This is a genomic window from Roseicyclus sediminis (assembly GCF_025515305.1).
In the GTDB taxonomy this organism is placed as follows: Bacteria; Pseudomonadota; Alphaproteobacteria; order Rhodobacterales; family Rhodobacteraceae; genus Roseibacterium; species Roseibacterium sediminis.
Genome location: NZ_JAOPHT010000002.1, coordinates 198992 through 222074 on the forward strand (window position 1 = coordinate 198992; position 23083 = coordinate 222074).

General features: G+C 68.1%; 25 protein-coding genes and 1 tRNA gene. 18 read left to right on the forward strand and 8 right to left on the reverse strand.

Translation table 11 applies throughout. From position 1 onward, the window contains the following. Positions 1 to 18: 18 nt before the first annotated feature. From trkA to hflX, 4 genes are all read left to right on the forward strand, one after another. Positions 19 to 1431 (forward strand): Trk system potassium transporter TrkA, encoded by a 1413-nt coding sequence (gene trkA, locus N8I71_RS03455; RefSeq protein ID WP_406676067.1) that lies wholly within the window; start codon positions 19 to 21, stop codon positions 1429 to 1431. A gap of 3 nt (positions 1432 to 1434) precedes the next feature. After that, positions 1435 to 2952 (forward strand): TrkH family potassium uptake protein, encoded by a 1518-nt coding sequence (locus N8I71_RS03460; protein WP_262876535.1) that lies wholly within the window; start codon positions 1435 to 1437, stop codon positions 2950 to 2952. A 126-nt stretch (positions 2953 to 3078) separates the two neighbouring features. Beyond that, the gene (gene hfq, locus N8I71_RS03465) at positions 3079 to 3312 is read left to right on the forward strand and encodes an RNA chaperone Hfq (protein ID WP_262876822.1); all 234 of its coding nucleotides are present in this window, start codon (positions 3079 to 3081) and stop codon (positions 3310 to 3312) included. A 60-nt stretch (positions 3313 to 3372) separates the two neighbouring features. After that, a complete protein-coding gene (gene hflX / locus N8I71_RS03470; RefSeq protein WP_262876536.1) occupies positions 3373 to 4623 on the forward strand; it encodes a GTPase HflX in 1251 nt (416 codons plus the stop codon). Positions 4624 to 4676: 53 nt separating this feature from the next. Here the strand turns inward: hflX and N8I71_RS03475 are convergent, their stop codons facing one another. The 5 genes from N8I71_RS03475 to mazG form a co-directional block, all read right to left on the reverse strand. Beyond that, positions 4677 to 5777 carry a hypothetical protein gene (locus N8I71_RS03475; protein WP_262876537.1) on the reverse strand — a complete coding sequence of 367 codons (1101 nt, stop codon included), beginning with the start codon at positions 5775 to 5777 and terminating at the stop codon, positions 4677 to 4679. Positions 5778 to 5922: 145 nt separating this feature from the next. Continuing rightward, positions 5923 to 6822 carry a DMT family transporter gene (locus tag N8I71_RS03480; protein ID WP_262876538.1) on the reverse strand — a complete coding sequence of 300 codons (900 nt, stop codon included), beginning with the start codon at positions 6820 to 6822 and terminating at the stop codon, positions 5923 to 5925. 4 nt (positions 6823 to 6826) lie between these two features. After that, positions 6827 to 7084, reverse strand: coding sequence for a hypothetical protein (locus tag N8I71_RS03485; RefSeq protein ID WP_262876539.1), 258 nt, complete (start codon positions 7082 to 7084; stop codon positions 6827 to 6829). Between the two features lie 202 nt (positions 7085 to 7286). Beyond that, complete coding sequence (locus tag N8I71_RS03490) at positions 7287 to 7898, reverse strand: outer membrane protein (RefSeq protein ID WP_262876540.1); 612 nt, start codon at positions 7896 to 7898, stop codon at positions 7287 to 7289. Positions 7899 to 8110: 212 nt separating this feature from the next. After that, complete coding sequence (mazG, locus tag N8I71_RS03495; RefSeq protein ID WP_262876541.1) at positions 8111 to 8902, reverse strand: nucleoside triphosphate pyrophosphohydrolase; 792 nt, start codon at positions 8900 to 8902, stop codon at positions 8111 to 8113. Between the two features lie 67 nt (positions 8903 to 8969). Here mazG and N8I71_RS03500 point away from each other — a divergent pair, with 67 nt between their 5' ends. Beyond that, positions 8970 to 10133, forward strand: a complete 1164-nt coding sequence (locus N8I71_RS03500) for a M20 aminoacylase family protein (RefSeq protein ID WP_262876542.1) — start codon at positions 8970 to 8972, stop codon at positions 10131 to 10133. On the opposite strand, the gene N8I71_RS03505 is transcribed toward N8I71_RS03500, so the two are convergent. Then, positions 10130 to 10648 carry a flavin reductase family protein gene (locus N8I71_RS03505; protein ID WP_262876543.1) on the reverse strand — a complete coding sequence of 173 codons (519 nt, stop codon included), beginning with the start codon at positions 10646 to 10648 and terminating at the stop codon, positions 10130 to 10132. The two genes, N8I71_RS03500 and N8I71_RS03505, sit on opposite strands and share 4 nt — an antisense overlap. A gap of 127 nt (positions 10649 to 10775) precedes the next feature. On the opposite strand from N8I71_RS03505, the gene speB reads away from it, so the two are divergent. From speB to N8I71_RS03535, 6 genes are all read left to right on the forward strand, one after another. Further along, positions 10776 to 11738: an agmatinase gene (speB, locus tag N8I71_RS03510; RefSeq protein WP_262876544.1), complete on the forward strand. Its 963-nt coding sequence runs from the start codon at positions 10776 to 10778 to the stop codon at positions 11736 to 11738. 66 nt (positions 11739 to 11804) lie between these two features. Next, a complete protein-coding gene (locus N8I71_RS03515) occupies positions 11805 to 12770 on the forward strand; it encodes a lysophospholipid acyltransferase family protein (RefSeq protein WP_262876545.1) in 966 nt (321 codons plus the stop codon). A gap of 27 nt (positions 12771 to 12797) precedes the next feature. After that, positions 12798 to 13616, forward strand: coding sequence for a glutamate racemase (locus N8I71_RS03520; RefSeq protein WP_262876546.1), 819 nt, complete (start codon positions 12798 to 12800; stop codon positions 13614 to 13616). Positions 13617 to 13893: 277 nt separating this feature from the next. Further along, on the forward strand, positions 13894 to 14343 hold the full coding sequence (gene ccmE / locus N8I71_RS03525; protein ID WP_262876547.1) for a cytochrome c maturation protein CcmE: 450 nt from the start codon (positions 13894 to 13896) through the stop codon (positions 14341 to 14343). A 75-nt stretch (positions 14344 to 14418) separates the two neighbouring features. Beyond that, entirely contained in the window at positions 14419 to 15030 is a 612-nt protein-coding gene (locus N8I71_RS03530) for a holin-associated N-acetylmuramidase (protein WP_262876548.1), read from the forward strand. After that, positions 15021 to 15515 (forward strand): holin family protein, encoded by a 495-nt coding sequence (locus N8I71_RS03535; RefSeq protein WP_262876549.1) that lies wholly within the window; start codon positions 15021 to 15023, stop codon positions 15513 to 15515. The genes N8I71_RS03530 and N8I71_RS03535 overlap by 10 nt, the downstream gene beginning before the upstream one ends. 10 nt (positions 15516 to 15525) lie before the next feature. On the opposite strand, the gene N8I71_RS03540 is transcribed toward N8I71_RS03535, so the two are convergent. Both N8I71_RS03540 and N8I71_RS03545 read right to left on the reverse strand, forming a co-directional pair. Next, entirely contained in the window at positions 15526 to 16947 is a 1422-nt protein-coding gene (locus tag N8I71_RS03540) for a M20/M25/M40 family metallo-hydrolase (RefSeq protein ID WP_262876550.1), read from the reverse strand. Positions 16948 to 17240: 293 nt separating this feature from the next. After that, positions 17241 to 17330 (reverse strand) — tRNA-Ser (locus tag N8I71_RS03545). Positions 17331 to 17555: 225 nt separating this feature from the next. On the opposite strand from N8I71_RS03545, the gene N8I71_RS03550 reads away from it, so the two are divergent. The 7 genes from N8I71_RS03550 (at position 17556) to N8I71_RS03580 (ending at position 23059) form a co-directional block, all read left to right on the forward strand. Further along, positions 17556 to 18434: a hypothetical protein gene (locus tag N8I71_RS03550; protein WP_262876551.1), complete on the forward strand. Its 879-nt coding sequence runs from the start codon at positions 17556 to 17558 to the stop codon at positions 18432 to 18434. A gap of 213 nt (positions 18435 to 18647) precedes the next feature. Then, on the forward strand, positions 18648 to 19307 hold the full coding sequence (locus N8I71_RS03555) for a 50S ribosomal protein L21 (RefSeq protein WP_262876552.1): 660 nt from the start codon (positions 18648 to 18650) through the stop codon (positions 19305 to 19307). Positions 19308 to 19318: 11 nt separating this feature from the next. Then, the gene (gene rpmA / locus N8I71_RS03560; RefSeq protein ID WP_262876553.1) at positions 19319 to 19588 is read left to right on the forward strand and encodes a 50S ribosomal protein L27; all 270 of its coding nucleotides are present in this window, start codon (positions 19319 to 19321) and stop codon (positions 19586 to 19588) included. Between the two features lie 142 nt (positions 19589 to 19730). Further along, positions 19731 to 20270: a GNAT family N-acetyltransferase gene (locus N8I71_RS03565; protein ID WP_262876554.1), complete on the forward strand. Its 540-nt coding sequence runs from the start codon at positions 19731 to 19733 to the stop codon at positions 20268 to 20270. Between the two features lie 101 nt (positions 20271 to 20371). Then, positions 20372 to 21409, forward strand: a complete 1038-nt coding sequence (obgE, locus tag N8I71_RS03570) for a GTPase ObgE (protein ID WP_262876555.1) — start codon at positions 20372 to 20374, stop codon at positions 21407 to 21409. Beyond that, positions 21397 to 22527, forward strand: a complete 1131-nt coding sequence (gene proB, locus N8I71_RS03575; protein WP_262876556.1) for a glutamate 5-kinase — start codon at positions 21397 to 21399, stop codon at positions 22525 to 22527. Before obgE ends, proB begins: the two co-directional genes overlap by 13 nt. A 7-nt stretch (positions 22528 to 22534) precedes the next feature. Beyond that, positions 22535 to 23059, forward strand: coding sequence for an antibiotic biosynthesis monooxygenase family protein (locus N8I71_RS03580; protein ID WP_262876557.1), 525 nt, complete (start codon positions 22535 to 22537; stop codon positions 23057 to 23059). Positions 23060 to 23083 lie beyond the last annotated feature (24 nt).

A 23083-nucleotide genomic window follows, 5' to 3' on the forward strand; every position in this document is an offset into this window, starting at 1 on the left:
CTGCCGCTCTGCCATGGCTTGGGGCTCAATTACACCTGTCCGGGCAATGGGCACATGAAGGTCATCATCTGCGGCGCGGGCCAGGTCGGTTGGCAGATCGCGCGTCACCTTTCGGGCGAGAACAACGACGTCACCGTGGTGGACAACAACCCCGCGCTCGTGCGCCGCGCGACCGATACGCTCGACGTGCAGGGCCTGACGGGCTTCGCCAGCCACCCCGACGTGCTCGACAAGGCCGGCGCGCGCGATGCCGACATGATCATCGCGGCGACCTTCTCGGACGAGGTCAACATGGTCACCTGCCAGGTGGCGCACTCGGTCTTCTCCGTGCCGCGCAAGATCGCCCGCCTGCGGAGCCAGTCCTACCTCGACGCGATCTATTCCGACCTCTACCGGCGCGACCACCTGCCGATCGACGTGGTGATCTCCCCGGAAAGGGAAGTGGCCGAGGCAGCGCTTCGCCGCATCGCCTCGCCCTCGACCTTCGACACCGAGACCTTCCTGTCGGGCGACGCGCAGATGCTGGGGATCGTGCTCGGTCCCGATTGCCCGGTCCTGAACACGCCGCTGCGCCAGCTTTCCGAACTGTTTTCGACGCTCAGGGCCATCGTGGTCGGCGTTCGTCGGGAGGGGACCCTCTTTGTCCCGGCGCCGGGCGACCAGCTTTTCGAGAACGATCAGATCTACGTCTTCACCCACGCGCAGGACAGGCTGCGGACGCTCGAGATCTTCGGCAAGGCCACCAAGGCGCCAGAGCGGGTCATCGTGATCGGCGGCGGCAACGTGGGCCTCAGCGTCGCGCGCGCGCTCGAGGGCGGGCCCCACCGCATCCGCAGCCGCGTGATCGAAGCCAGCCGCAGCCGGGCCGAGGTGGCCGCCGACGCGCTGGAGCGGACCATCGTCCTTCACGGCGACGGGCTCGACATGGATCTCCTGCGCGAGGCGGGGGTGGAGCGCACGGACGCCGTCCTGTGCGTCACCGACGACGACAAGACGAACCTTCTCGCCTCGGTCCGCGCGAAGTCCGCGGGCGCGCGCATGGCCATCGCGCTGGTCAACGATCCGACGCTTGTCCCCCTGATGGGCCCCCTGGCGATCGACGCCTACATCAACCCGCGTGCCACAACGGTAAGTTCCATCCTGCGCCATATCCGGCACGGGCGCGTGCGCGGCGTCTATTCCATCGGCGACGCGGAGGCCGAGGTGATCGAGGCGCAGGTCCTGTCGACCTCGTCCATGGCCGGGCGCGCGGTGCGCGACATCGGCTTTCCCGAGGGTGCGATCCTGGCGGCCGTGCAGAAGGGCGGCAAGGTCCTGCGGCCGACCGGCTCCACCCGCATCGAGGAGGGCGACGCGATCGTGATCTTCGCGCTCGCCGCCGACGTGCCAGCGGTGGAGACGCTCCTGCAGGTCTCCATCGACTTCTTCTGAGCGATGGTGGCCTGGTTCCGCAACCTTCCGTTTTTCGTGGTGCTCCTGTGGATCTCCGCCACGGCGATGCTGCTGCCGTCGGTGATGGCGATGGCGACGGAGGACTTCGCCACCGGACGACGGTTCTTCTATTCGAGTCTCCTGACCATGGTTGTGGCGACCCTGATCGGGATCGCCACGCAGGGCGGCAAGGGATCCGCGACCGAACGGCGGCAGCTTCTGACGCTGATCCTGTCCTACCTCCTGCTGCCGCTGGTTCTGGCCATTCCCATGGAACAGGCCGTGCCGACGACGCGCTTCATCAACGTCTATCTCGACATGGTTTCAGCGCTGACGACGACGGGCGCGGTGGTGTTCGATCCCGACAGGCTTCCGCCGGCCGTCCATCTCTGGCGGGGGACGGTGGGCTGGCTCGGCGGGCTGCTGATCTGGGTCACGGCGGCGGCGGTGTTGGCCCCCTTGAGCCTCGGCGGCTACGAGGTGACGTCGGAGGCCCGGATCGAGGGGCAGCTTCTGACCGGCGGCGCGCAGCGGGGCGCGTCCGGCCCGGGCGAGCGGCTGCGCCGGAGCGCGGCACAGCTTGCGCCGATCTACCTCGTCCTGACGCTGGCACTCTCGATCCTGCTGCTGGTGGCCGGTGAAACTCCGTTCGTCTCGCTGATCCACGCGATGTCGACCATGGCGACCTCGGGCATCACACCCGTGGACGGGCTGACCGGGCGGCCCGCGGGCATGGCGGGCGAGGCCATGATCCTGCTGTTCTTCGTCTTCGCGTTGTCCCGCAGAACCTTCTCGAACGGATTCGGGCGCGACTGGGCCGAGCGGGTGGGCCGCGACCGCGAGGTTCGGCTCGCCGTCTTCGCGGTTGTGGTGCTGCCCACGCTGCTCTTTGCGCGCCACTGGATCGGCGCGCTCGAGGTGGACACGGTCGCCAACCTGCGCGGTGCGCTGGCCGCGCTCTGGGGCGGCGCCTTCACGGTCCTGTCGTTCCTGACGACGACGGGATTCGTCTCGGAAAGCTGGGCGGAAGCGCGGGCCTGGTCCGGGTTGCAGACGCCCGGGCTTCTCCTCGTGGGGCTTGTCCTCATGGGGGGTGGTGTGGCGACCACGGCGGGGGGGCTAAAGCTTCTGCGGGTCTACGCGCTCTACAAGCACGGGGTCCGCGAGATGGGGAAACTGGTCTATCCTCACTCGGTGGCGGGCGCGGGGCGTCTGGGACGCCGGATCCGGCGCGAGGGCGCCTATATCGCCTGGATCTTCTTCATGCTGTTCATCCTGTCGATGGCGGCCGTCATGCTGGGGCTTGCCGCCACGGGCCTGGGGTTCGAGGAGGCGCTGATCCTGTCGATCTCGGCGCTGACGACGACCGGGCCGCTTGCCGAGGTCGCGGGCGAGGCGCCGATCTCCTATTCCATGCTCAGCGACCCGGCCAAGCTGATCCTGGCGGCGGCGATGATCGTGGGGCGCATCGAGACTCTGGTCCTGATCGCGCTGTTCAACCCCGCCTTCTGGCGGTCATGAATGCAATTGCGGCAAGTCCCGGAATGCGGGGTGGAAATTCCGCTTTTTCCGCCCCATAGTATACTCGGCGACACGTCCACCGGGCAAACGGGGGCGCCCCAGCTCAAAAGAAGGCGCAAAGAGAATATGGCGGAAAACAAACAGAATCTTCAGGACGCATTTCTCAACCACGTCCGCAAGACTAAGGTGCCGGTGACGATCTTCCTGATCAACGGCGTCAAGCTTCAGGGGGTGATCACCTGGTTCGACAATTTCTGCGTGCTCCTGCGCCGTGACGGGCAGAGCCAGCTCGTCTACAAGCACGCCATTTCCACTGTCATGCCCGCACAGCCGATCAACCTCTACGACGGGGAAGACTGAGCCTCCCGCGGGCCGGAGCCGATCATAGATCACGATACCGCCTCGACCGAACGTGCAAGGATGCGCACGCTCGTTCTGCATCCCGACATCAAGTCCGACCGCGACCGCCGCGAGGCCGGGGCCGCGCTCGAGGAGGCCGTCGCGCTTGCCGCGGCCTTGCCTGACCTCGACATCGTGGGGGCCGAGACCGTGCGCCTGCCCAAGGCGCAGCCCGGAATGCTGTTCGGCTCGGGCAAGATCGCCGAGCTGAAGGCCCGGATCGAGGGTGACGAGGTCGGCCTCGTCCTCGTCGACGGCGCCGTGACGCCGGTTCAGCAGCGCAACCTGGAAAAGGAATGGGGTGTAAAGCTCCTCGACCGGACGGGCCTGATCCTGGAGATCTTCGCCGACCGGGCACGCACGCGGGAGGGCGTGCTGCAGGTGGAGCTTGCAGCGCTCAGCTACCAGCGCACGCGCCTGGTCCGGGCCTGGACGCACCTTGAGCGCCAGAGGGGCGGGCTCGGCTTTGTCGGTGGCCCCGGCGAGACCCAGATCGAGGCCGACCGACGTGCCATCGACGAGGCGATCGCGCGGCTGAGGCGGCAATTGTCGAAGGTGGTGAAGACCCGCACGCTGCACCGCGCGGCACGCAAGAAGGTGCCTTATCCGATCGTCGCGCTGGTGGGGTATACCAATGCTGGCAAGTCGACGCTCTTCAACCGGCTGACCGGGGCCGACGTGATGGCCAAGGACATGCTCTTCGCCACGCTCGACCCGACGATGCGCGCGGTGAAGCTGGCCGGTGGCACCGATGTGATCCTGTCGGACACGGTGGGCTTCATCAGCGATCTGCCCACGCAGCTTGTCGCCGCCTTCCGCGCGACGCTCGAGGAGGTTCTTGACGCCGACCTGATCCTCCATGTCCGCGACATCTCGCATGCGCAGTCGGACGAGCAGGCCCGCGACGTGATGGAGATCCTCGAAGCGCTCGGCGTGGCCGAGACGACGCCGCTGATCGAGGTCTGGAACAAGACCGACCTCCTGCCGGGACCCGAGCGGGACACCAAGCTCACCGAGGCCGCGCGGCGCGAGGGGGTCTTCGCCATCTCGGCGCTGACGGGGCAGGGCCTCGGGCCCCTTCTGAAGGCGGTGGCGGCATCGGTGTCCGAGCCCCGGCACAGGGCGGAAGTGCGCCTTGCCCATGACGAGGGCCGCCGCCGGGCCTGGCTCTATGAACAGGGCATCGTCGAGGCGGAGCGCCGCGACGAGGAGGCGGCGCACCTGACGGTCAACTGGACCGACCGGCAGGCGCAGGCGTTCAAGGGGCTCTGAAACGAGAAAGGCCCCGCGAAGGCGGGGCCCTGTCCCTTGTAACGTTCAATCGATCAGAAGCTGAAGCCGACCCGGATGCCCGCGCCCACGGCGTAGTTCTCGGAGAAGTTCGCGTTGACCAGTTCGGTCGTCGCGTCGCCGAGATGCGTGAAGTTAAGGCCTGCCGTGATGCGCGCATTGCCGATGTCGTAGATGCCGGCGATCGAGAAGCCGAGCTGACCATCGGTCGGAGACAGGTTCGAGGCCAGGCCGCCATTCGCGCGCTCGTAGGAGACGCGCCCGAGAATTGCGAAGTCCTCGTTGAGGCGGCGGGCGACACCGGCCGACCAGGTCCAGACGTCGTTGTCGTAGTCGATCGTGCCCAGAGCGCTCTGCGTGTTGATGGCGGTCTCGGTCCACTCGGCCCAGCGCACCGATGCCAGCACGAGCGTCCCCTCGGCGACGCCGGTCTGGAAGTCGAGGTTGATCGATTGGGGAAGCGTGTACTCGCCCGTGCTCGTCGCCGCCGGCCCGATCCCCGCAACCGCGCCGAGCGAGGCAGAAATGATGTTGTTGTGGGTCGTCTCCGAGTTGTAGGTCAGGCTTGCCCGAAGCGCGATATCCGGGATCTCGTAGGCAACGCCGACGAGATATCCGAGGTCCGAGCTGTCGCCGTAGGTCAGGGTCTGACCGACGGTCGTGAAGTTGATCTCGCCGGTCATAGTCACGTAGCGAAGACCAGCATGAACGCTGAACCGGTCGGACAGTTCGTAGCGCGCGACGGCCGTGATGGCGTTGCCCGCGAGCTCGGCGTTGAACTCGCCGGGGCCCGCTGCGGGAGCTGCGGTGATCGGGTAGGTCGCATCCGAATTCGTGTAGTCCACGGCGGCGCCGAACGCGGTCTCGAAGATCAGCGCGATGGAGAAGTCGTCCGTGATGTCCTGTTTGTAGGCGAGGCCGAAATTCGAGTAGCTCGAGGCCATGTCGCCCGACGAGGCGCCGTTCACGGGGAACACGCCACTGACGGTCGGGGAGACGAAGCCGAAGCTCAACTCGGCATAGGTGCCATCTTCGAACAACGGCGAAATGCCGAGGCCCGTGCGGTCGAGACCGCCGGCATTGGCGATTGCGGTGGACGCGAGGAGCGTGGCGGTGATGGCTGCAAGACGGGTCAACTGGTTCCTCCCCCGAAAAGCCTTTTGCTGTTTTGCCCATCAAAAGCGGCAAAAGGTCCGGTTCGGTCAATTCTTCCCCGGCGTCACCGGCCTACAAGCCTCTCCACATGCGAAAAAATGTGACCGAAATGCTACATGTCGCGCCTCAGCGCCGCGCGAGGCCAAGGATGTTGACATAGTTGCCCGCGAAGATGAGGAGCGCGCCGCCAAGAACGCCCCAGGCCAAGGGCTCTCCGTAGAACAGCATGCCGACCACCGCGATCGCGGGCAGGCGGGCGAAGTCCATCGGCATCACCACCGAGGCGGGCGCGATCGACAGGGCCGTGGTCAGACAGAAATGCGCGGCCAGGCCCGCCACGCCGATCAGGACGACCCAGGGCAGGGTTGCGAGGCTCGGCATCGCCATGTCGCCGTCCCAGAGCGACGTCACGAGCCCCATGAGAAGCTGCATCGTCGTAAGCCAGAACAGGATGCATGTGATCGTTTCGGTCGCCGTCAGCTTCTTGGTGAAGATCGCGGAGGTGGCGAACATGACGGCTGCCAGCGCGGCGGTGAGCATGCCCGAGGACAAGGGCTGCGCCCCCGGCTGCACGATCAGCAGGACCCCGGCGAAGCCGAGGGCCCCGGCGATCGCCTTGACCCGTGTCATGCGTTCCCCGAGGAAGATCGCCGCCAGAAGCATCGTCCACAGCGGCGACGTGAATTCGAGCGCGAAGACGAGGGCCAGCGGGCTGACCGTGAGGGCGAAGAACCAGAGGTTCTGGCCGGTGAAATGCGCGAGGTTCCGGGCGAAGTGCAGGTGCAGGCTGCGGCGCGTGACCTGGCCCAGCGTCCCCGCGGCCGCGCCGACGGCCAGCACGATCACGAGGCCCACGGCGGAACGCCAGGTCATCATCTCGAAGGTGTCGAGCTCCAGGCTCGCGGCGCGGCCGGCGATGGCCATGGAGGAGAAGGCGAGGATCGCCCCCACCATCCAGAGCGCGGCGAGCCCCGGGCGGGCGGCCGGTGCCTGCACCTCGGCCGCGTCGTCGTTCACGGATGTCATCTCGTCAATCGGCCTCCCGGCAGCAGCCGGTCATCGGCTGGCCGCTTCTCGACGTTTCAATGCCGATCTCAACACGGAAAGCAAGGGTCGCGCCGAGGATCCGGCATTCGGCGGACTCGACGAAAACCGGGACCGGACCGCCATGGGTGCCGATCTCGAAACGTGCCACCGCGTCGCGCGGCAGCGACAGCTCGGGGCTGAGAGGGAAGATCCCGTCGCCCAGATAGTCGAGGCGCGCCGTGGCGCCGTCGAGGTCAAGCATGAAACCGGGCCCCGTGCCAAGGCACAGGAGCCGGTCCGCCATCGCCGGCTGGGCGAGCGTGAGAAGGACGGAAAGGGCGGCCGGGATCTGCGACATGCCCGATGACATAGTCCGGTTCGCGCGGAACGCCCGGGCCGGACGTCCAGAATCGAAAGACCGCGCCGAAGCGCGGTCCCAAGGGCCTTTGCGAGGCGGCAGTCCGTCAGAAGCGCAGGCCGAGGCGCAGCGTGACGGTGTCGATCTCCACATCGAGGTCGAGGCCGTTCTCGCTGATGCCCGAGACGTCACGACGGGTGTAGTCGGCGCCCACGAAGATCGCCTCGGTGATGTTGTATTCGACGCCGAAACCGTAGTTCATGCCGTCGAGGTCGGTAGAACCGAAGGGCGCGCGGTCATCGATCGTGGCCCAGGACCAGCCCAGCGCGCCATATGCGAGGAAGTCGCCCGCCGCGAAACCGCCGCGCGCGCGCAGGTCGATCACGCCATCGGTTTGTGACGAAGCCGAACGCAGGCCGTTGAAGCGCAGCAAACGCACTTCGGGACCGACGACGAGGTTGCCGAACTGGAAGTTGAAGCCCCCGAATGCGCCGACGGCGTTGCCTGCCGTCAGAGGGAACACCGTGCCGGGCGGGGTGTAGATCTTCTGGCCGTCCACGCCGCCGAACTCGAGGCCGGCGTAGAACCCGTCGAAGGGGTCGTCGGGCAGCGGCGCGATCAGGGGAGGAGGGGCGGCCGCCGCGATAAGCGGACCCGCCGCGACGGTTCCGGTTGTGCACAGAAGAACTGCGATCGTACTGATCGTTACGCGTTTCATGGATATTCCCCCAGTGTGTCTTGATTGCGCCATAATTCCCGGGGGTTGCGCATGAAACCGGGTTTGCACGCCATGGGCATCATATGCGCCGGAGCGTTTCCCGGAAGACACAGTTATGGCGCGAAAGACACGGATTGGGGCTTCAGACCCGGACGAGCGGCCGCGAGATCGTCATCCATGCCGCGCCTTCGGGACGCGGCGGAAAATGCGTCTCAGAGACCGCGCGCCTTCGCGGCATTCCACAGCGCGTCCATCTCGGCGAGGTCGCTGTCTTCCGGGCGTTTGCCGAGGGTCGCGAGTTCGGCCTCGATGAAGGCGAAGCGGCGGGTGAACTTCGCGTTCGCACGGCGCAGGGCGACCTCGGGATCGACCTTGAGATGCCGCGCCAGGTTCGCCATGACGAAAAGAAGGTCGCCCATCTCGGCCTCGATCTCGTCCTGCGGGGCGCTGTCACGTGCCTCGGCCAGTTCCTGCGCCTCCTCGGAGATCTTGTCGATGACCTGCCCGATCTCGGGCCAGTCGAAACCGACCCGCGCGGCACGCTTCTGCAGCTTCTCGGCCCGCATCAGCGCGGGCAGGCCGAGCGCCACGTCGTCGAGCACGCCGCCCTTGGCCCGCGCCTCCCGCTCGGCCGCTTTCACCGTTTCCCAGTCGGCGGTCTGTTGCTCGGCCGTCTTGTCGCGGCTCTCGTCGCCGAAGACATGGGGGTGGCGGGCGACCATCTTGTCGGCGATCGCGGTCGCGACCTCGTCGAAGGTGAAGTGCCCGGCCTCCTCGGCCATCTGCGCGTGGTAGACCGACTGGAACAGGAGATCGCCCAACTCGCCCTTCAGGTCTTGCCAGTCCTGCCGCTCGATCGCGTCGGCCACCTCGTAGGCCTCCTCGATCGTGTAGGGCGCGATGGAGGCAAAGTCCTGCTCGATGTCCCAGGGGCATCCGGTCTCGGGATCGCGCAGGCGAGCCATGATCGCGCGCAGGCGCTCGATGGGCGGGGTGTCGTGCATTGCGGAGCGGTCTGAATTGGGGCAGGGTCCGACCCTTAGACCGCAACCAGCCCGCCGGAGTCCAGCCATGCCCGTGGTGAACCGCATCGCGTCCTACGCCGAAGAGATGAAGGGCTGGCGCCGGCACCTGCACGCGCATCCCGAGCTGTCCTTCGCCTGCCACGAGACGGCGGCCTTCGTGGCCGAGCGGCTGAGCGAATTCGGCGTCGACCAGATCCACGGCGGCATCGGCGAGACGGGGATCGTCGCGATCATCGAGGGGCGGGGCGAGGGCCCGACCATCGGGCTGCGCGCCGACATGGACGCGCTACCGATGACCGAGACGACCGGCGCGGCCCATGCCTCGACCGTCGAGGGGCGCGCGCATGCCTGCGGGCATGACGGACACACCACGATGCTTCTGGGCGCCGCGAAATACCTTGCCGAGACGCGCAATTTCGCGGGTCGCGTGGCGCTCATCTTCCAGCCGGCGGAGGAGCATGGCGCGGGCGCCGAGGCGATGTGCCGCGAAGGGATCATGGAGCGGTTCGGGATCGGGCAGGTCTATGCGCTGCATAACGTGCCCGGGCTCGAGGAGGGGCGCTTCCTGACGACGCCGGGGCCGATCATGGCCGCCGTGGATACCTTCGAGATCTTCATCGAGGGCGTCGGCGGCCACGGTGCCATGCCGCACGAGACGGTCGATCCGATCCCGCCCGCGCTCGCCATCGCGCAGGCGATGCCGACGATCGTCTCGCGCAACAACTACGCGCTCGACGATCTCGTGATTTCGGTGACCCAGATCCACGCCGGCACGGTCGACAACGTGATCCCGGCCACCGCCTACATCAACGGCACGGTCCGGACCTTCGACCCGGCGGTGCAGAAGATGGTCATGCGCCGGATGGACGAGATCGTGGCGGGCCACGCCACGGCCTTCGGCGTCAAGGCGCGTCTCGACTACGTGGTGGGCTATCCGGCGACGGTGAACGACGCCGATGCGGCCGATTTCGCGGCCTCCGTCGCTGCCGAGGTCGTCGGCGAGGACAACGTCGATGCGAATTCCGGCCGGGAGATGGGGGCGGAGGATTTCGCCTACATGCTGGCCGAGCGTCCGGGCGCCTACCTGTTCCTCGGGGCAGGGGCCGGCGCGGGACTGCACCATCCCTCGTTCGACTTCAACGACGACATCGCGCCCATCGGGGCAAGCTTCTTCGTCCGTCTCGTCGAAACGGCGCAGCCCGCAGCCTAGTGCGCCTCGGGGCGCAGGTATTTCCGCAAGCCATAGAGCAGCGGTTCGCCCTCGTGCGCTGTTTTGACGGCGGCCACCTCGCCGATGCAGATGTGGTGCGTGCCGATCTTTTCGGCCGAGATCAGCCGGCAGTCGAAGCTGACGAGCGCCGAGGCGATGCGGGGCGCGCCCGTCGCCATGGTCTCGGTCGCCACGCCGCTGAACTTGTCGCCACCGGGCGCGGGCAGGCGGCCGGAGAAAACGTCCGAGATCTCCGTCTGTCCCGTCCGCAGCACGTTGATGCAGAAGCATCCGTTCTCGAGCACCAGCGGAAGTGTCGACGATGAGGCATTGAGGCACGTCAGCATGGTGGGCCGCGCACCGTCCGCCGAAATCGACGTCATCGCCGAGACGGTCGCGCCGCCGCGCCCCGCGGGCCCGTCGGTCGTGACGACCGAGACGGACGCGGCCGAGCGGCTCATCCCTTCGAGGAAGGCCTCGCGCAATTCCGGGTCCGGGGTCCTGTCGTCCTGCATCGCTGCCTCCTGAGGGTCGGCCCGTTCCTGCCCGATGCCCGTCGCGGGGGCAAGGAGGATGCACGGACGGGCTTGCGTTTCGCCTGAACTAGCGGCAGGCCGGTCGAAGGACAGGAGGAAAGCGGCGATGGCGCTTGAAGACGCGAAGAACGAGATCGACGGGGCCGTGACGCGCAGCGATCTCAAGGGCCTCAGCTTCGAGAACGTGTTCTCCGGCGCGCCGAGTTTCCTGCGCCGGCGCTACGGCAAGGACCTCACGGGCATCGATGTCGCGGTGACGGGACTTCCGTTCGACCAGGCGGTGACGAACCGGCCCGGCGCACGGCTCGGCCCCCGCGCGATCCGCGAGGCGTCGGCCCTTCAGCCCTTCGATCCGCCCTACGGCTGGGACGGGTATTCACCGCTCGAGGCGCTGGCGGTCCTCGACTACGGCGACATGGCGCTGGACTATGCGCACACCGCCGACGTGCCCGCCCGGATCGAGGCGCATGCGGCCAGGATCCTCGATGCCGGCGCGGCCTGCCTGGCGATGGGGGGGGATCACTCGGTCACGCTGCCGCTTCTGCGGGCGCACGCCGCGCGACACGGGCCGCTCGCGCTGATCCAGGTGGATGCCCATACCGACACCTGGCCCGATGACGACCCCTCGCGCATCGACCACGGGACCTTCGCCTACAAGGCGGTGAAGGAGGGTCTGATCGATGTCGCCCGCTCGACGCATGTCGGCATCCGGACGGTCGTCGAGGACAATCTCGGCATCGCGATCCACGATGCCCGCGAGGTCCACACCCGTGGCCCCGCCGCCGTGGCGCACGCGGTCCGGGAGCGGGCGGGCGGCGCGCCGGTCTACCTGTCCTTCGATATCGACGGGCTCGACCCCGCCTTCGCGCCGGGGACGGGCACGCCGGTCTGGGGCGGGCTGTCGAGCATGGAGGCCTCCATCTTCCTGCGCGAACTCGCGGGGATCCGGCTTGTCGGCGGCGATGTGGTGGAGGTGTCTCCGCCGTTCGATCACGCGGGCATCACGGCCGTGGCCGCGGCGCACGTCTTGATGGATCTTCTGTGCCTTTGGGGCTGGACGCGGCGCTGAGGCATCTGGACCGACTCGGAGCCGCGGGCTATGCGGGGCGCAGCGAAACGCCGGGAGTGGCCAAAGATGGGCCGACGCCGCCGAGACCCCGAAACGAGGACCGTCGCGCGGGAGATTTCCTACGCGTCCTCCGCCGCGTCGCGGGGCGGCCGGGCCATGATCCGCGTAATGGAGAACGCCACCGGCCGCCTCCGCCTGATCCGCCGCGCCGAGGGCTACGGCGAAGAGGTCGCGCGCGGCCGCGATTTCTGGCAGGTGATGGCCGAACGGTATGGCCTCAGCCTCGAGATCGCGGGTGGCAGCCTTTCGAACATCCCCGCCGAGGGGCCCGTGATCGTGATCGCGAACCACCCCTACGGCATCCTCGACGGCCTGATGCTGGGACATATCCTGAGCATGGCGCGCGGCGATTTCCGCATCCTCGCGCACCGTGTCTTCCGCAAGGCCGAGGACATCAACCGCATCATCCTGCCCATCAGTTTCGACGACACCAAGGAGGCGCGGGCGCTGAACATCGAGACCCGCAAGGAGGCGCTGCGCTTCCTGGCCGAGGGCGGGGCGATCGGTGTCTTTCCCGGCGGCACGGTCTCGACCGCGGCGAAGCCCTTCGGTCGTCCCATGGACCCCGGCTGGCGGAGCTTCACCGCGCGGATGATCGCCAAGTCGGACGCGACCGTGGTGCCGATCTTCTTCGAGGGGCACAACTCGCGCCTTTTCCAGTTGATGAGCCACCTTCACTCGACGTTGCGGATGGGACTTCTGATAAAGGAATTCCGCGCGCGCATGAACACGCCGGTCCGCGTCGTCGTCGGTCAGCCGATCCCGCGCGAGGCGCTTGATCCCTACATGCAGGACGCCCGGGGAATGATGGAATTCCTGCGCAAGACCACCTATGGCTTGAGCACGGTACCGCTCGACCCGGACTTGCGGGGTTTCGAGTTCGAGGAGCATCACCGCGACCGGGACGGACGGGACGACGGGCGTGCCGACCGCCGCAAGGGCCGGGCGGCGCGGTTCGTGGACAGGTACTAGGACGGGCTGAGAGGGACGGGCGACAACATGGCGGTTGGTGTATTCGATTCCGGCCTCGGCGGCCTCACTGTTCTCGAAGCGGTGACAAAGCGTCTGCCGGACGTTCCTTTCGTATATTTCGGCGACAATGCCCACACGCCCTACGGCGTCCGCGATCCGCAGGACATCTACGATCTGACCACCGCCGGTGTGCAGTGCCTGTTCGACGAGGGCTGCGACCTCGTGATCCTGGCCTGCAATACGGCATCAGCCGCCGCGCTCCGGCGGATGCAGGAGGGCTGGGTGCCGCACGAAAAGCGCGTGCTCGGGGTTTTCGTGCCGCTGATCGAGGCGCTGACCGAACGCAAGTGGGGTGACAACTCGCCCCCGCGCGAGGTTGGGGTGAAGCACGTCGCCCTTTTCGCCACGCCGGCCACCGTCTCCTCCCGCGCGTTCCAGCGCGAGCTCGCCTTCCGCGCCATCGGTGTCGACGTCGAGGCGCAACCCTGCGCGGGCGTGGTGGACGCGATCGAGATGGGGGACATGATCCTCGCCGACGCGCTGGTGCGGTCACATGTCGAGTCGCTTCTGCGGCGGATGCCGAAGCCGGAGGCGGCGATCCTCGGCTGCACGCATTACCCGCTGGTCGAGGACGTCTTCCGCGACGCGCTCGGGCCCGATGTGGCGGTTTATTCACAGCCCGACCTGGTCGCCGAAGCGCTGGCCGATTACCTCGGGCGCCATCCGGCGATGCGCGGGGCGGGCACCGAATCGAAGTTCCTCACAACCGGCGATCCAAGGCGCGTCTCGTCCAAGGCAACGCAGTTTTTGCGCCGGTCGATCCCCTTCGAGGCCGCGGATATCTGAGCGCGGCCTGTGGAAAAAGCTGGGGTCCGTTGCCGCACCCTCGCTTTCGGACTTTGAAAACAGTGAACGAAAACAATATCTCGGTGGCAGGAATTGAAGCGGGTGGTGCGAGTGAAGAAAATCGGTCGCCATCAACCTGCGCGTGCATCTTGGCCTGTCCACTCGACTTGGGTCGCGACATGCCCCAAATCAGGTAAGACGCCCGACCGGGCGTGACGGCGCAACGGAGTGACTGGAGACGCGCGGCCCGGGGCCGCTGCAGGGAGGCGAAGCACCGATGCGGGGATTGAAGAAGCAACGACGGATCCAGGTGATCGCGCTGGCGGCTGTGGCCCTGGCGCTCTCGGCGGGTCTGATCGGGTACGCGATGCGCGACGGGATCAACTTCTTCCGCGCGCCCACGGATGTGGCCGGCGCGCCGCCGCCGCCGTCCGAGGTGTTCCGCATCGGCGGCCTAGTGGAAGAGGGCACGCTGGTGCGCGGGCAGGGCGAGACGATCACCTTCAACGTGACCGATGGCGGGGCCTCGATACCGGTGCGGTACACCGGCGTTCTTCCCGACCTCTTCGGCGAGGGCGAGGGCATGGTCGGTACCGGGCGCCTGATCGACGGGACCTTCGAGGCCACCGAGATCCTCGCGCGGCATGACGAGACCTACATGCCCGAGGAAGTGATCGACGCGCTCGAGGCGCAGGGCGTCTACCGGCCGAGCACCCCCGAAAGCTGAACCGCACTTTAGGCAAATCTTAATCATCCCGCTGTCTTCTGCCTCCGTTCGAAACGGGAGCATGGAGGGCGGGCCATGCTGTCGGTTCGCGACATTGCAATGGATATCGTGGCCCGCGAGGGCGGCTTCGTGGACGACCCGGACGATCCGGGCGGCGCGACGAACCACGGGGTGACGATCGGCACGCTCCGGCGGCTGGGGCTCGACCTCGATGGCGATGGCGACGTGGACCGGGACGACGTTCGGGCCGTGACGCCGGAACGGGCGGCAGATCTCTTCGTCGAACATTATTTCGAACGCCCCGGCATCGGCGGCCTGCCCGAGTTGCTGCAGCCTTCGGTCTTCGACATGTACGTGAACGCCGGATCCAACGCCGTGCGTCTGTTGCAGACGCTTCTGCGCGACATGGGTTTCGAGATTGCGGTGGACGGGATCATCGGGCCGCAGACGCGCCGTGCGGCCCATGCCGCCTCGGTGCGCGCGCCCGAACATCTTGCCGACGCCTACGGAATCGCCCGGCGCAGTTACTACTACCGTCTCGCCGACAGGCGTCCGGCCAGCCGGAAGTACGCCCGAACGCGTGCGGGCGGCAAGGGCGGCTGGATCCTGCGGGCCGAGGCCTTCATCTCGCCGCGCTATCACCTCAGCATGGAAGAGCATCGCGAAAGGACCGTATCATGGGACTGATCGGACGGGCGCTGACATCGGGGGCGCTTGCCTCGGCGGGGCAGGCGGCCGAGGGGCTGTCGGAAGTCTTCGTGCCCAACGCCACGCGGCAGCTGGAACTGGGCCACGAGGCCTACCGAAGCGCGCTTGAGGCCGCGGCGGAGGAGTATCGCCACGCCGGCAGCTCCGCCTTCGACAGCTTCGTCAACGGCCTGAACCGCCTGCCGCGGCCGCTCCTCGCGCTCGGGACCCTCGGGCTTTTCGTCTACGCCATGGTCGATCCCATCGGATTCGCCGAACGCATGACGGGCCTCGCGCTGGTGCCGGAGCCGCTGTGGTGGCTGCTCGGCGCCGTCGTCGGCTTCTACTTCGGCGCGCGGGAATTGCACTACCTGCGCCGCCCGCCCGGCAGCGGCGCGCTCGGCGGCCTGTTGCGGCGCGGGCGGCCTGCGCGCGACGACAACCCCGCGCTTGCCGATTGGGCCGCGGGGCAGGGCGACGGCTGAGCCCGGAGGTTCAGTCGCGTCCGGTGTCCTCGGCCGCAGCCGGCTTGCGCAGGGCAAGCGCGTCCTCGGTGCCGAGATCCCAGTAAAGCCCCGCCATGACCCCGACCGCGTCGGGAAAGATGGCCGTGGGCAGATGCTCGTCCGGGGCGTGCTGCGAACATCCCGGATAGGAGTGGGGCACCCAGATCGTCGGCAGGCCGAGCGTGTCGGTGAAGACGTCGTTCGGCAGCGACCCGCCGAGAGAAGGCAGGATCGCGGGCGGCGCGCCTGTCGTCCGCTCGACGGAGGCGGCCGCGAAGCCGACGGCAGGATGGGTGGGCGGCGTCGCGGTGGCCGGGAAGGCCGCACGGTCCTCGCTGACCTCTATGTCGCCATGGCCATGCTTCGCGAGGTGCTCGACCAGGCGCGCGCGCAGGCCGTCGGCGTCGAGCCCCGCCACATGGCGCAGCTGCACCCAGGCCGTGGCCTCGGGCGGGATCGCGTTCACGGGATGGCCGGGATCGCCGCAGGTGAAGGCGAGGATCTCGGCAGAACACCAGCCATGGACCCGTTCGGCCGGACTGAGGCCGGGTGTACCCCAGCCCTCGTCGACCTCGCCGCCCGCGGGCTCGATCCCGGCCAGAAGGGTCCGTGCCGCCGGATCGATCCGCGCGGGCGTCCAGCCGGGCACCAGCACCTCGCCGCGCGGTCCCGCGATGGTCGTCAGCGCGTGGGCAAGTTCCAGCCCCGGATTTCTCAGCAGGCCGCCGAAATTCCCCGAGTGCCGCCCGCCCTCGCGCCGCCTGAGATGCAGCCGGAAGGTGCGCGCGCCCCGCGCGCCGAGAAAGATCGTCGGCCGGTCGGCGGAAACGCGCGGCCCGTCGGATGCGACCAGGATGTCCGCGGCCAGATTGTCCGCATGATCGCGGCAGAGCGTATCGAGGCCGGGCGAGCCGATCTCCTCGCCCATCTCGATCAGCCAGATCGCGTTGAACCCGAGCTTTCCGCGCGCCTCCAGCACCGCGCGCATGGCCGTCAGGTTGACCCAGAACTGCCCCTTGTTGTCGGCGATCCCGCGACCGTAGAGGCGACCCTCCGCCGGCGCCTCGGTCAGCGTCCAGGGATCGCGCCCCTCGCGCCAGCGGCCTTCCATGCCGGGGACGGTATCGCCATGCGAGTAGCTCAGGACGGTCGGCAGCGCGGGGTCCTCGATGCGCCGGGCAATCAGGAAGGGATAGCCGTCGGCCTCGGTGCGGATGAGATCGAAACCGATCTCCGACAGGAGCGTTCCGGCGTGATCGAGAAAGGCGGCGAGCGGGGCCTCCGCGCCGGGCGCCGTTGCATCGGTCGGAAAGGCGATCAGGCGCCCCAGCCCCTCTCGGAAGGGTTGGCTTGCGCCCTGGCTGCGCGCGGCGGCGATGGCGGCGCTCCTGTCGCTGTGCTGGTCCGTCATGTTGGCGTCCTGAGGTTCGTTTCGCGGGATGACCGGTATGTCGGCCCGTTCTGGCGTCAAAAGCGGTGCCTAGTCCATGGGTGCAGTGCGGGAATGCCATTTGCCCGGACATGCCGCCCGAGCCTCTGGAAGCAGGGGGTGGCAAACCACGCGCCCTGCCGGATGACCCGCTGGGCGGGTTTTCAGGTTCGCCGGGACGGTGGGAATGCCGTGCCGCTGCGCCGGTCGTTGCGGTCCGGCGGCATGACGGTCGGGACTCAGGGATCAGACAGCGCACGTCCGATGGACGTGGGTGGCGGAGAGACAGGGATTCGAACCCTGGGTGGACTTGCGCCCACAACGGTTTTCGAGACCGCCCCGTTCGACCACTCCGGCACCTCTCCGCAGGCTGGTGGCCTTGTGAGGGGGGCGTGTAGCGAAAGCCTAGCGGGCGTGCAAGAGGTCTGCGGGAAATCTCGAACGGTCGTGCGTCGGGGCGGCGTCAGAGGGGCCGGGGCCTCATCACGATACCGGCATTCCGCCGCCGACGGCGCGCCGCCGCGCTGGAAAAGGCGGAACACTCCGCCCATGTTCAGGCGAAGGAATAGACCGGTTCCACGGGAGGCCCCATGTTGCGCAATCTGACCCTCGCCCTGCCCATCGCGGCGTTTCTCGTCTTGCCGGGCCCCGGTGCCGCCGTGGCCCAGGCCGTCCCCGGCCAGTCCCTTCCGCCCCTGTCCGAGCGCGCGCCCGAGATCGCCGAGATGATCGATGCGATGGGTCTGCGCGACGTGATCGCCATCATGGCCAACGAGGGCGTGGCGGCGGCGACGAACCTTGAGTCAAGCATGTTCCCGGGAGACGGCGGCGCCGCCTGGGCGGCGGAGGTCAACCGCATCCATGGCGAGGGCCGGATGATCGGTCTGTTCGAGGATGCTTTCCCGGTCGATGCCATGAGCGCCGAGGAGGCCCGGACGATCACGGAATTCTTCGCCGCCGAGCCGGGCGCGTCCATCGCCCTGGCCGAGATCGCCGGGCGCCGCGCCTTTCTGGACCCCGATACCGAGGAACTCGCGCGCGAGGCGTTCCGGCAAGCGGTGGTCGACGAGGATCCGCGCATCGAGCTTCTGACCGACTTCATCCAGTCCAACGATCTCGTGGAGCGGAACGTCTCGGGCGCTCTCAACTCGAACTACGCCTTCTACCGGGGTCTTTTGGATGGCGGCGCCTTCCAGGTCGAGATCCCCGAGGAGCTTATGCTGGCCGAGGTCTGGGGCCAGGAGCCGGAACTGAGGCGCGAGACCATCGAATGGCTCTATTCCTTCCAGCTCTCGGCCTATGCCGGGCTGGAGGACAGCGCGATCGAGGCCTATACCGCCCTGTCGGAGACGCCCTCCGGACAGGCGTTGAACGCGGCGTTGTTCCGCGCCTTCGACACGCTGTTCGACCAGCTGAGCTATGAGCTCGGCGTCGCGGCGGCGGGGTTCATCGCGGGCGAGGATACCTGAACACGCAAAGGCCCCGGCACGGCGTGTCCCGGCCCTTGACAGGCGGGGCCGTCTGGGGCATTTGGCGGCCTCTGCCGGGCACAGCGATTGCGTGCGCGGCACGACGCATCTGACACACCGCTCCGAACGGGGCGCGCTGCCCGAGGCGGGGAAGACCCCGACAACACCGGGAAACCGGGGCCGCAGGGCGCGGAATATGAAAAGGACACGCGCATGTTCGCCGTGATGAAGACGGGCGGAAAGCAGTACAAGGTGCAGCCGGGCGACCGTCTGCGCATTGAAAAACTGGCCGCTGACGCGGGTGAGACCGTGCAGTTCAACGATGTGCTGATGGTGGGTGGCGATGCCCCCGTGGTCGGCAGCCCGCTGGTGTCGGGCGCCGCCGTGCAGGCGCTGGTCGTCGACCAGGTGAAGGGCGAGAAACTCATTCACTACGTCAAGCGCCGCCGGAAGCACTCGTCGCAGCGCAAGAAGGGTCACCGCCAGCAGCTGACGCTGGTCGAGATCACCGAGATCCTGCCCTCCGGCGCCGACAAGTCGGGTGTGAAGGCCGCGATCGGCGCGGGGTCGGCCCCGGCCGCCGTTTCAGCCGCACCCGCCGCTGCACCGAAAAAGGCCGCCACGAAGGCCGAAGCCCCCGCGAAGGCCGAGGCGGCGCCCGCCGCAGCCGCCGGCGCGGATGATCTGAAGCAGCTGTCGGGCGTGGGTCCGGCGCTGGAGAAGAAGCTGCACGCCGCAGGCGTCACCAGCTTCGCCCAGATCGCGGCATGGACCGAGGCGGATATCGCCGAGTTTGACGAGAAACTGAGCTTCAAGGGCCGGATCGAGCGCGAAGGCTGGGTCGAGCAGGCCAAGAAACTCGCCGAAGGCTGAGGAGAGACGACATGGCACACAAGAAAGCAGGCGGCAGCTCCCGCAACGGCCGCGACAGTGCGGGCCGTCGCCTTGGCGTGAAGAAGTACGGCGGCGAAGCCGTGATCCCGGGCAACATCATCGTGCGTCAGCGCGGCACCAAGTGGTGGCCGGGCGCGGGCGTCGACATGGGCAAGGACCACACGATCTTCGCGACCTCCGAGGGCCGCGTCGCCTTTGCCAAGGGGTTCAAGGGCCGCACCTACATCTCGGTCATGCCGGTAGCGGAGGCAGCCGAGTAACGCCGTATCCACACGGGTTTTTTCCGAGGGGCCGGCAGAACAGCCGGCCCTTTCGCATTTTCGCCATGCTCTTGTGTCAGGTCGCCCGTGGGCCCACCTGAGGCAGGGGAGAGGCCGGTTGGTTCGGAGGAGGACCAGACCAATGAAGCAGGAAACCATCATCGCCCAGCCGGTGATCGAGGCGCCGCGCATGATGCTCAGGCCGTTGCGTCCGTCTGACGCGGGGCTGATGACGCTTTATGCCGCCGACCGTCGTGTGGCCGAGATGACGACCACGCTCCCCCATCCGCTTCCGCCCGGGATGGCGGAGGGCTTCATCGCCCAGGCGATGCGCCCCGAGGCGGATGAAGCTGTGTGGGCCATGGACGCGACCGAGTTCGGCGGGTCGGAAATGCTGGGGCTCATCTCGCTAAAGCGGATGGACCGTGGCCAGTCCGAGATCGTCTACTGGGTGGCGCCCGCATTGTGGAACACCGGGTTCGCATCAGAGGCCGTCAATGCGCTTGTCGCAGCGAACCCGCTGCAGAACAAGACGATCTTCGGCTGCGTCTTCCAGGACAATCCGGGCTCGGCGCGGGTGCTGACCAATGCCGGCTTCGAGTATCTCGGCGATGCGGAGGCCTACTCGGTCGCACGTGGCGCCAAGGTGCCGACATGGACTTACCTCAAGCGTTTGGGGTAAGGGTCTGACGTCCGGCGGTGAGGGGCCAGCCCCTCACGCTCCCCGGAGTTTTTTTGCCAGGATGAAGGGGCACCCGCGGGGAAAGGCCCCGGGTGGAGCCCATGAAGTTTCTCGATCTCGCGAAGGTCTACATCCGGTCGGGCGGCGGCGGCGGCGGTGCCGTCAGTTTCCGCCGCGAGAAGTTCATCGAGTATGGCGGGCCCGATGGCGGCGACGGCGGGCGCGGCGGTGACGTCTGGGCCGAGGCCGTGGACGGCCTCAACACGCTCATCGACTTTCGCTATCAGCAGCACTTCTTCGCCAAGAACGGCCAGCCAGGTATGGGCCGGCAGCGCACCGGCAAGGATGGCGATGACATTCTGCTGCGCGTGCCTGCGGGCACCGAGATCCTGGAGGAGGACCAGGAAACGGTCATCGCCGACCTCGCGCAGGTGGGTGACCGCGTGCTTCTCGCCAAGGGCGGCAATGGCGGCTTCGGCAACCTGCATTTCAAGACCTCGACCAACCAGGCGCCGCGGCGGGCCAATGCCGGTTTGCCGGGGATCGAACGGACGATCTGGCTGCGCCTGAAGCTGATCGCGGACGTGGGGCTTCTGGGCCTGCCCAACGCCGGCAAGTCGACCTTCCTCGCCGCGACCTCGAACGCGCGGCCGAAGATCGCGGATTATCCCTTCACGACGCTGGTTCCAAATCTCGGCGTCGTGGGCGTCGACGGGGCGGAATTCGTCGTGGCCGACATTCCCGGCCTGATCGAGGGCGCGCACGAGGGCAGGGGCCTTGGCGACACGTTCCTCGGCCATGTCGAGCGTTGCGCGGTCCTGCTGCACCTCGTCGACGGCACCGCGGAGGACGTTGTGGCCGACTACGAGACGATCATCGGGGAGTTGGACGCCTATGGCGGCGGGCTGGCCGAGAAGCCACGGATCACGGTGCTGAACAAGATCGACGCGCTGACCGAAGAGGATATCGCCGAAAAGCGCGCCGCGCTGGAGGCGGCCAGCGGCGGAAAGGTCATGACCATGTCGGGCGTGGCGCGCACGGGCCTCGTGGACGTCCTGCGGGTCTTGCGGTCGCGGATCGACGCGGATCGCCTGAGGATGCGCGACGGGCGCGAGGAGACAGGTCAATGGCGGCCCTGACGGAAACGGCGCTTCCGACGCTTGCCGGAGCGCGGCGGCTGGTGGTGAAGATCGGCTCGGCGCTTCTCGTGGACCGGCAGAACGGTGCGCTCCGGGCCGACTGGCTTGCGACGCTTGCCGCGGACGTGGCGCGGATCAAGGCGCGGGGCGCCGACGTGATCGTGGTGTCCTCGGGGTCGATCGCGCTGGGGCGCGGCGCGCTGAAGCTCGGCTCGGGCGCGCTGTCGCTCGACGAGGCACAGGCGGCGGCGGCCGTTGGCCAGATCCGGCTCGCCCGCGCCTATGAGGAAGTGCTCGCCCCGCATGGAATCACGGCGGCGCAGATCCTTCTGACGCTGGACGATTCCGACGACCGGCGGCGCTATCTCAACACCCGGGCGACGCTTGCGGCCCTTCTCGGGCGCGGGGCGGTTCCGATCGTGAACGAGAACGACACCATCGCCACCGACGAGATCCGCTATGGCGACAACGACAGGCTCGCCGCGCAGGTCGCGGTGATGGCGGGGGCGGATGTCTGCGTGCTCCTGTCCGATGTGGACGGGCTCTATACCGCGAACCCGGTGACGGACCCCGGCGCGGTGCACCTGCCGGTGGTCGACGCGATCACGCCCGCGATCGAGGCGATGGCGGGCGACGCGGGCTCGGGCCTGTCGAAGGGTGGCATGAAGACCAAGCTGATGGCCGCGCGGACGGCGACAGCCGCGGGTTGCGCCATGGCGATCGCCGAGGGCGGCGTGCCGCATCCCCTGACGGCGCTGGAAGAGGGCGCGCGGGCCACCTGGTTCACCGCGACGCTCGACCCGCAGGCGGCGCGCAAGCGCTGGATCTCGGCGATGAAGCCGCGCGGGACGCTCAGGCTCGACGCGGGCGCGGTCGAGGCGCTTGGGCGGGGCAAGTCGCTTCTGCCGGCGGGCGTGACGGAGGTCACGGGCCGCTTCCGGCGAGGCGATCCCGTGACGTTGCAGGGGCCGGACGGCGCGGCGCTCGGCCTGGGGTTGTCGCGCTACAATGCCGAGGAGGCGCGCGCCATCGCCGGGCACCGGTCCGACGAGATCGAGGCGATCCTGGGCTATCCGGGCCGCGCCGCCCTGGTGCATCGCGACGACATGGCGGTCTGAGGCGGCGATGCTCGGCCTGTTCTTCGATGTCCTGCCCAAGCCCGGTCACATGGTGCATTACTTCGACCATGTGGACCGCCTGAAACCCGTTCTCGCGGGCCATGCCGGTCTGCTCTATCTCGAACGCTTCCGGCCGCTCGACAACCCGGACGCGCTCCTGTCGCATCAGCACTGGCGGGACGAGGCGGCGCTTGCCGGCTGGCGGAGGGAGGCCACGCATCGGGCAAGCCAGGCGGCGGGCCGGCGCGTGCATTTCGAGGACTACCGCATCCGGGTGGGGGCCGAGGGACTTCCCGGGGGGCAGGGACGTTTCGTCGTGACCATCGCCGGGACCGAGCCCTTCCCCTCGGGTCGCGCGTTCGAGAGCGTGACGCGGCCCGGCCATTTCCTGACCTTGGCCGAGGCAGGCGATGGCGCGCAGGCAACGGACCTCGCGGCAGGCGCGCGGGCCGCCGGGGCGGAGGCCGTGCATGTATTCGCGATCTCGCGGGATTACACGCTGACCGACCGCGCGGAGGCTCCGGTCGACTGACGCGGGCGAGGTGGACAGGCGGGC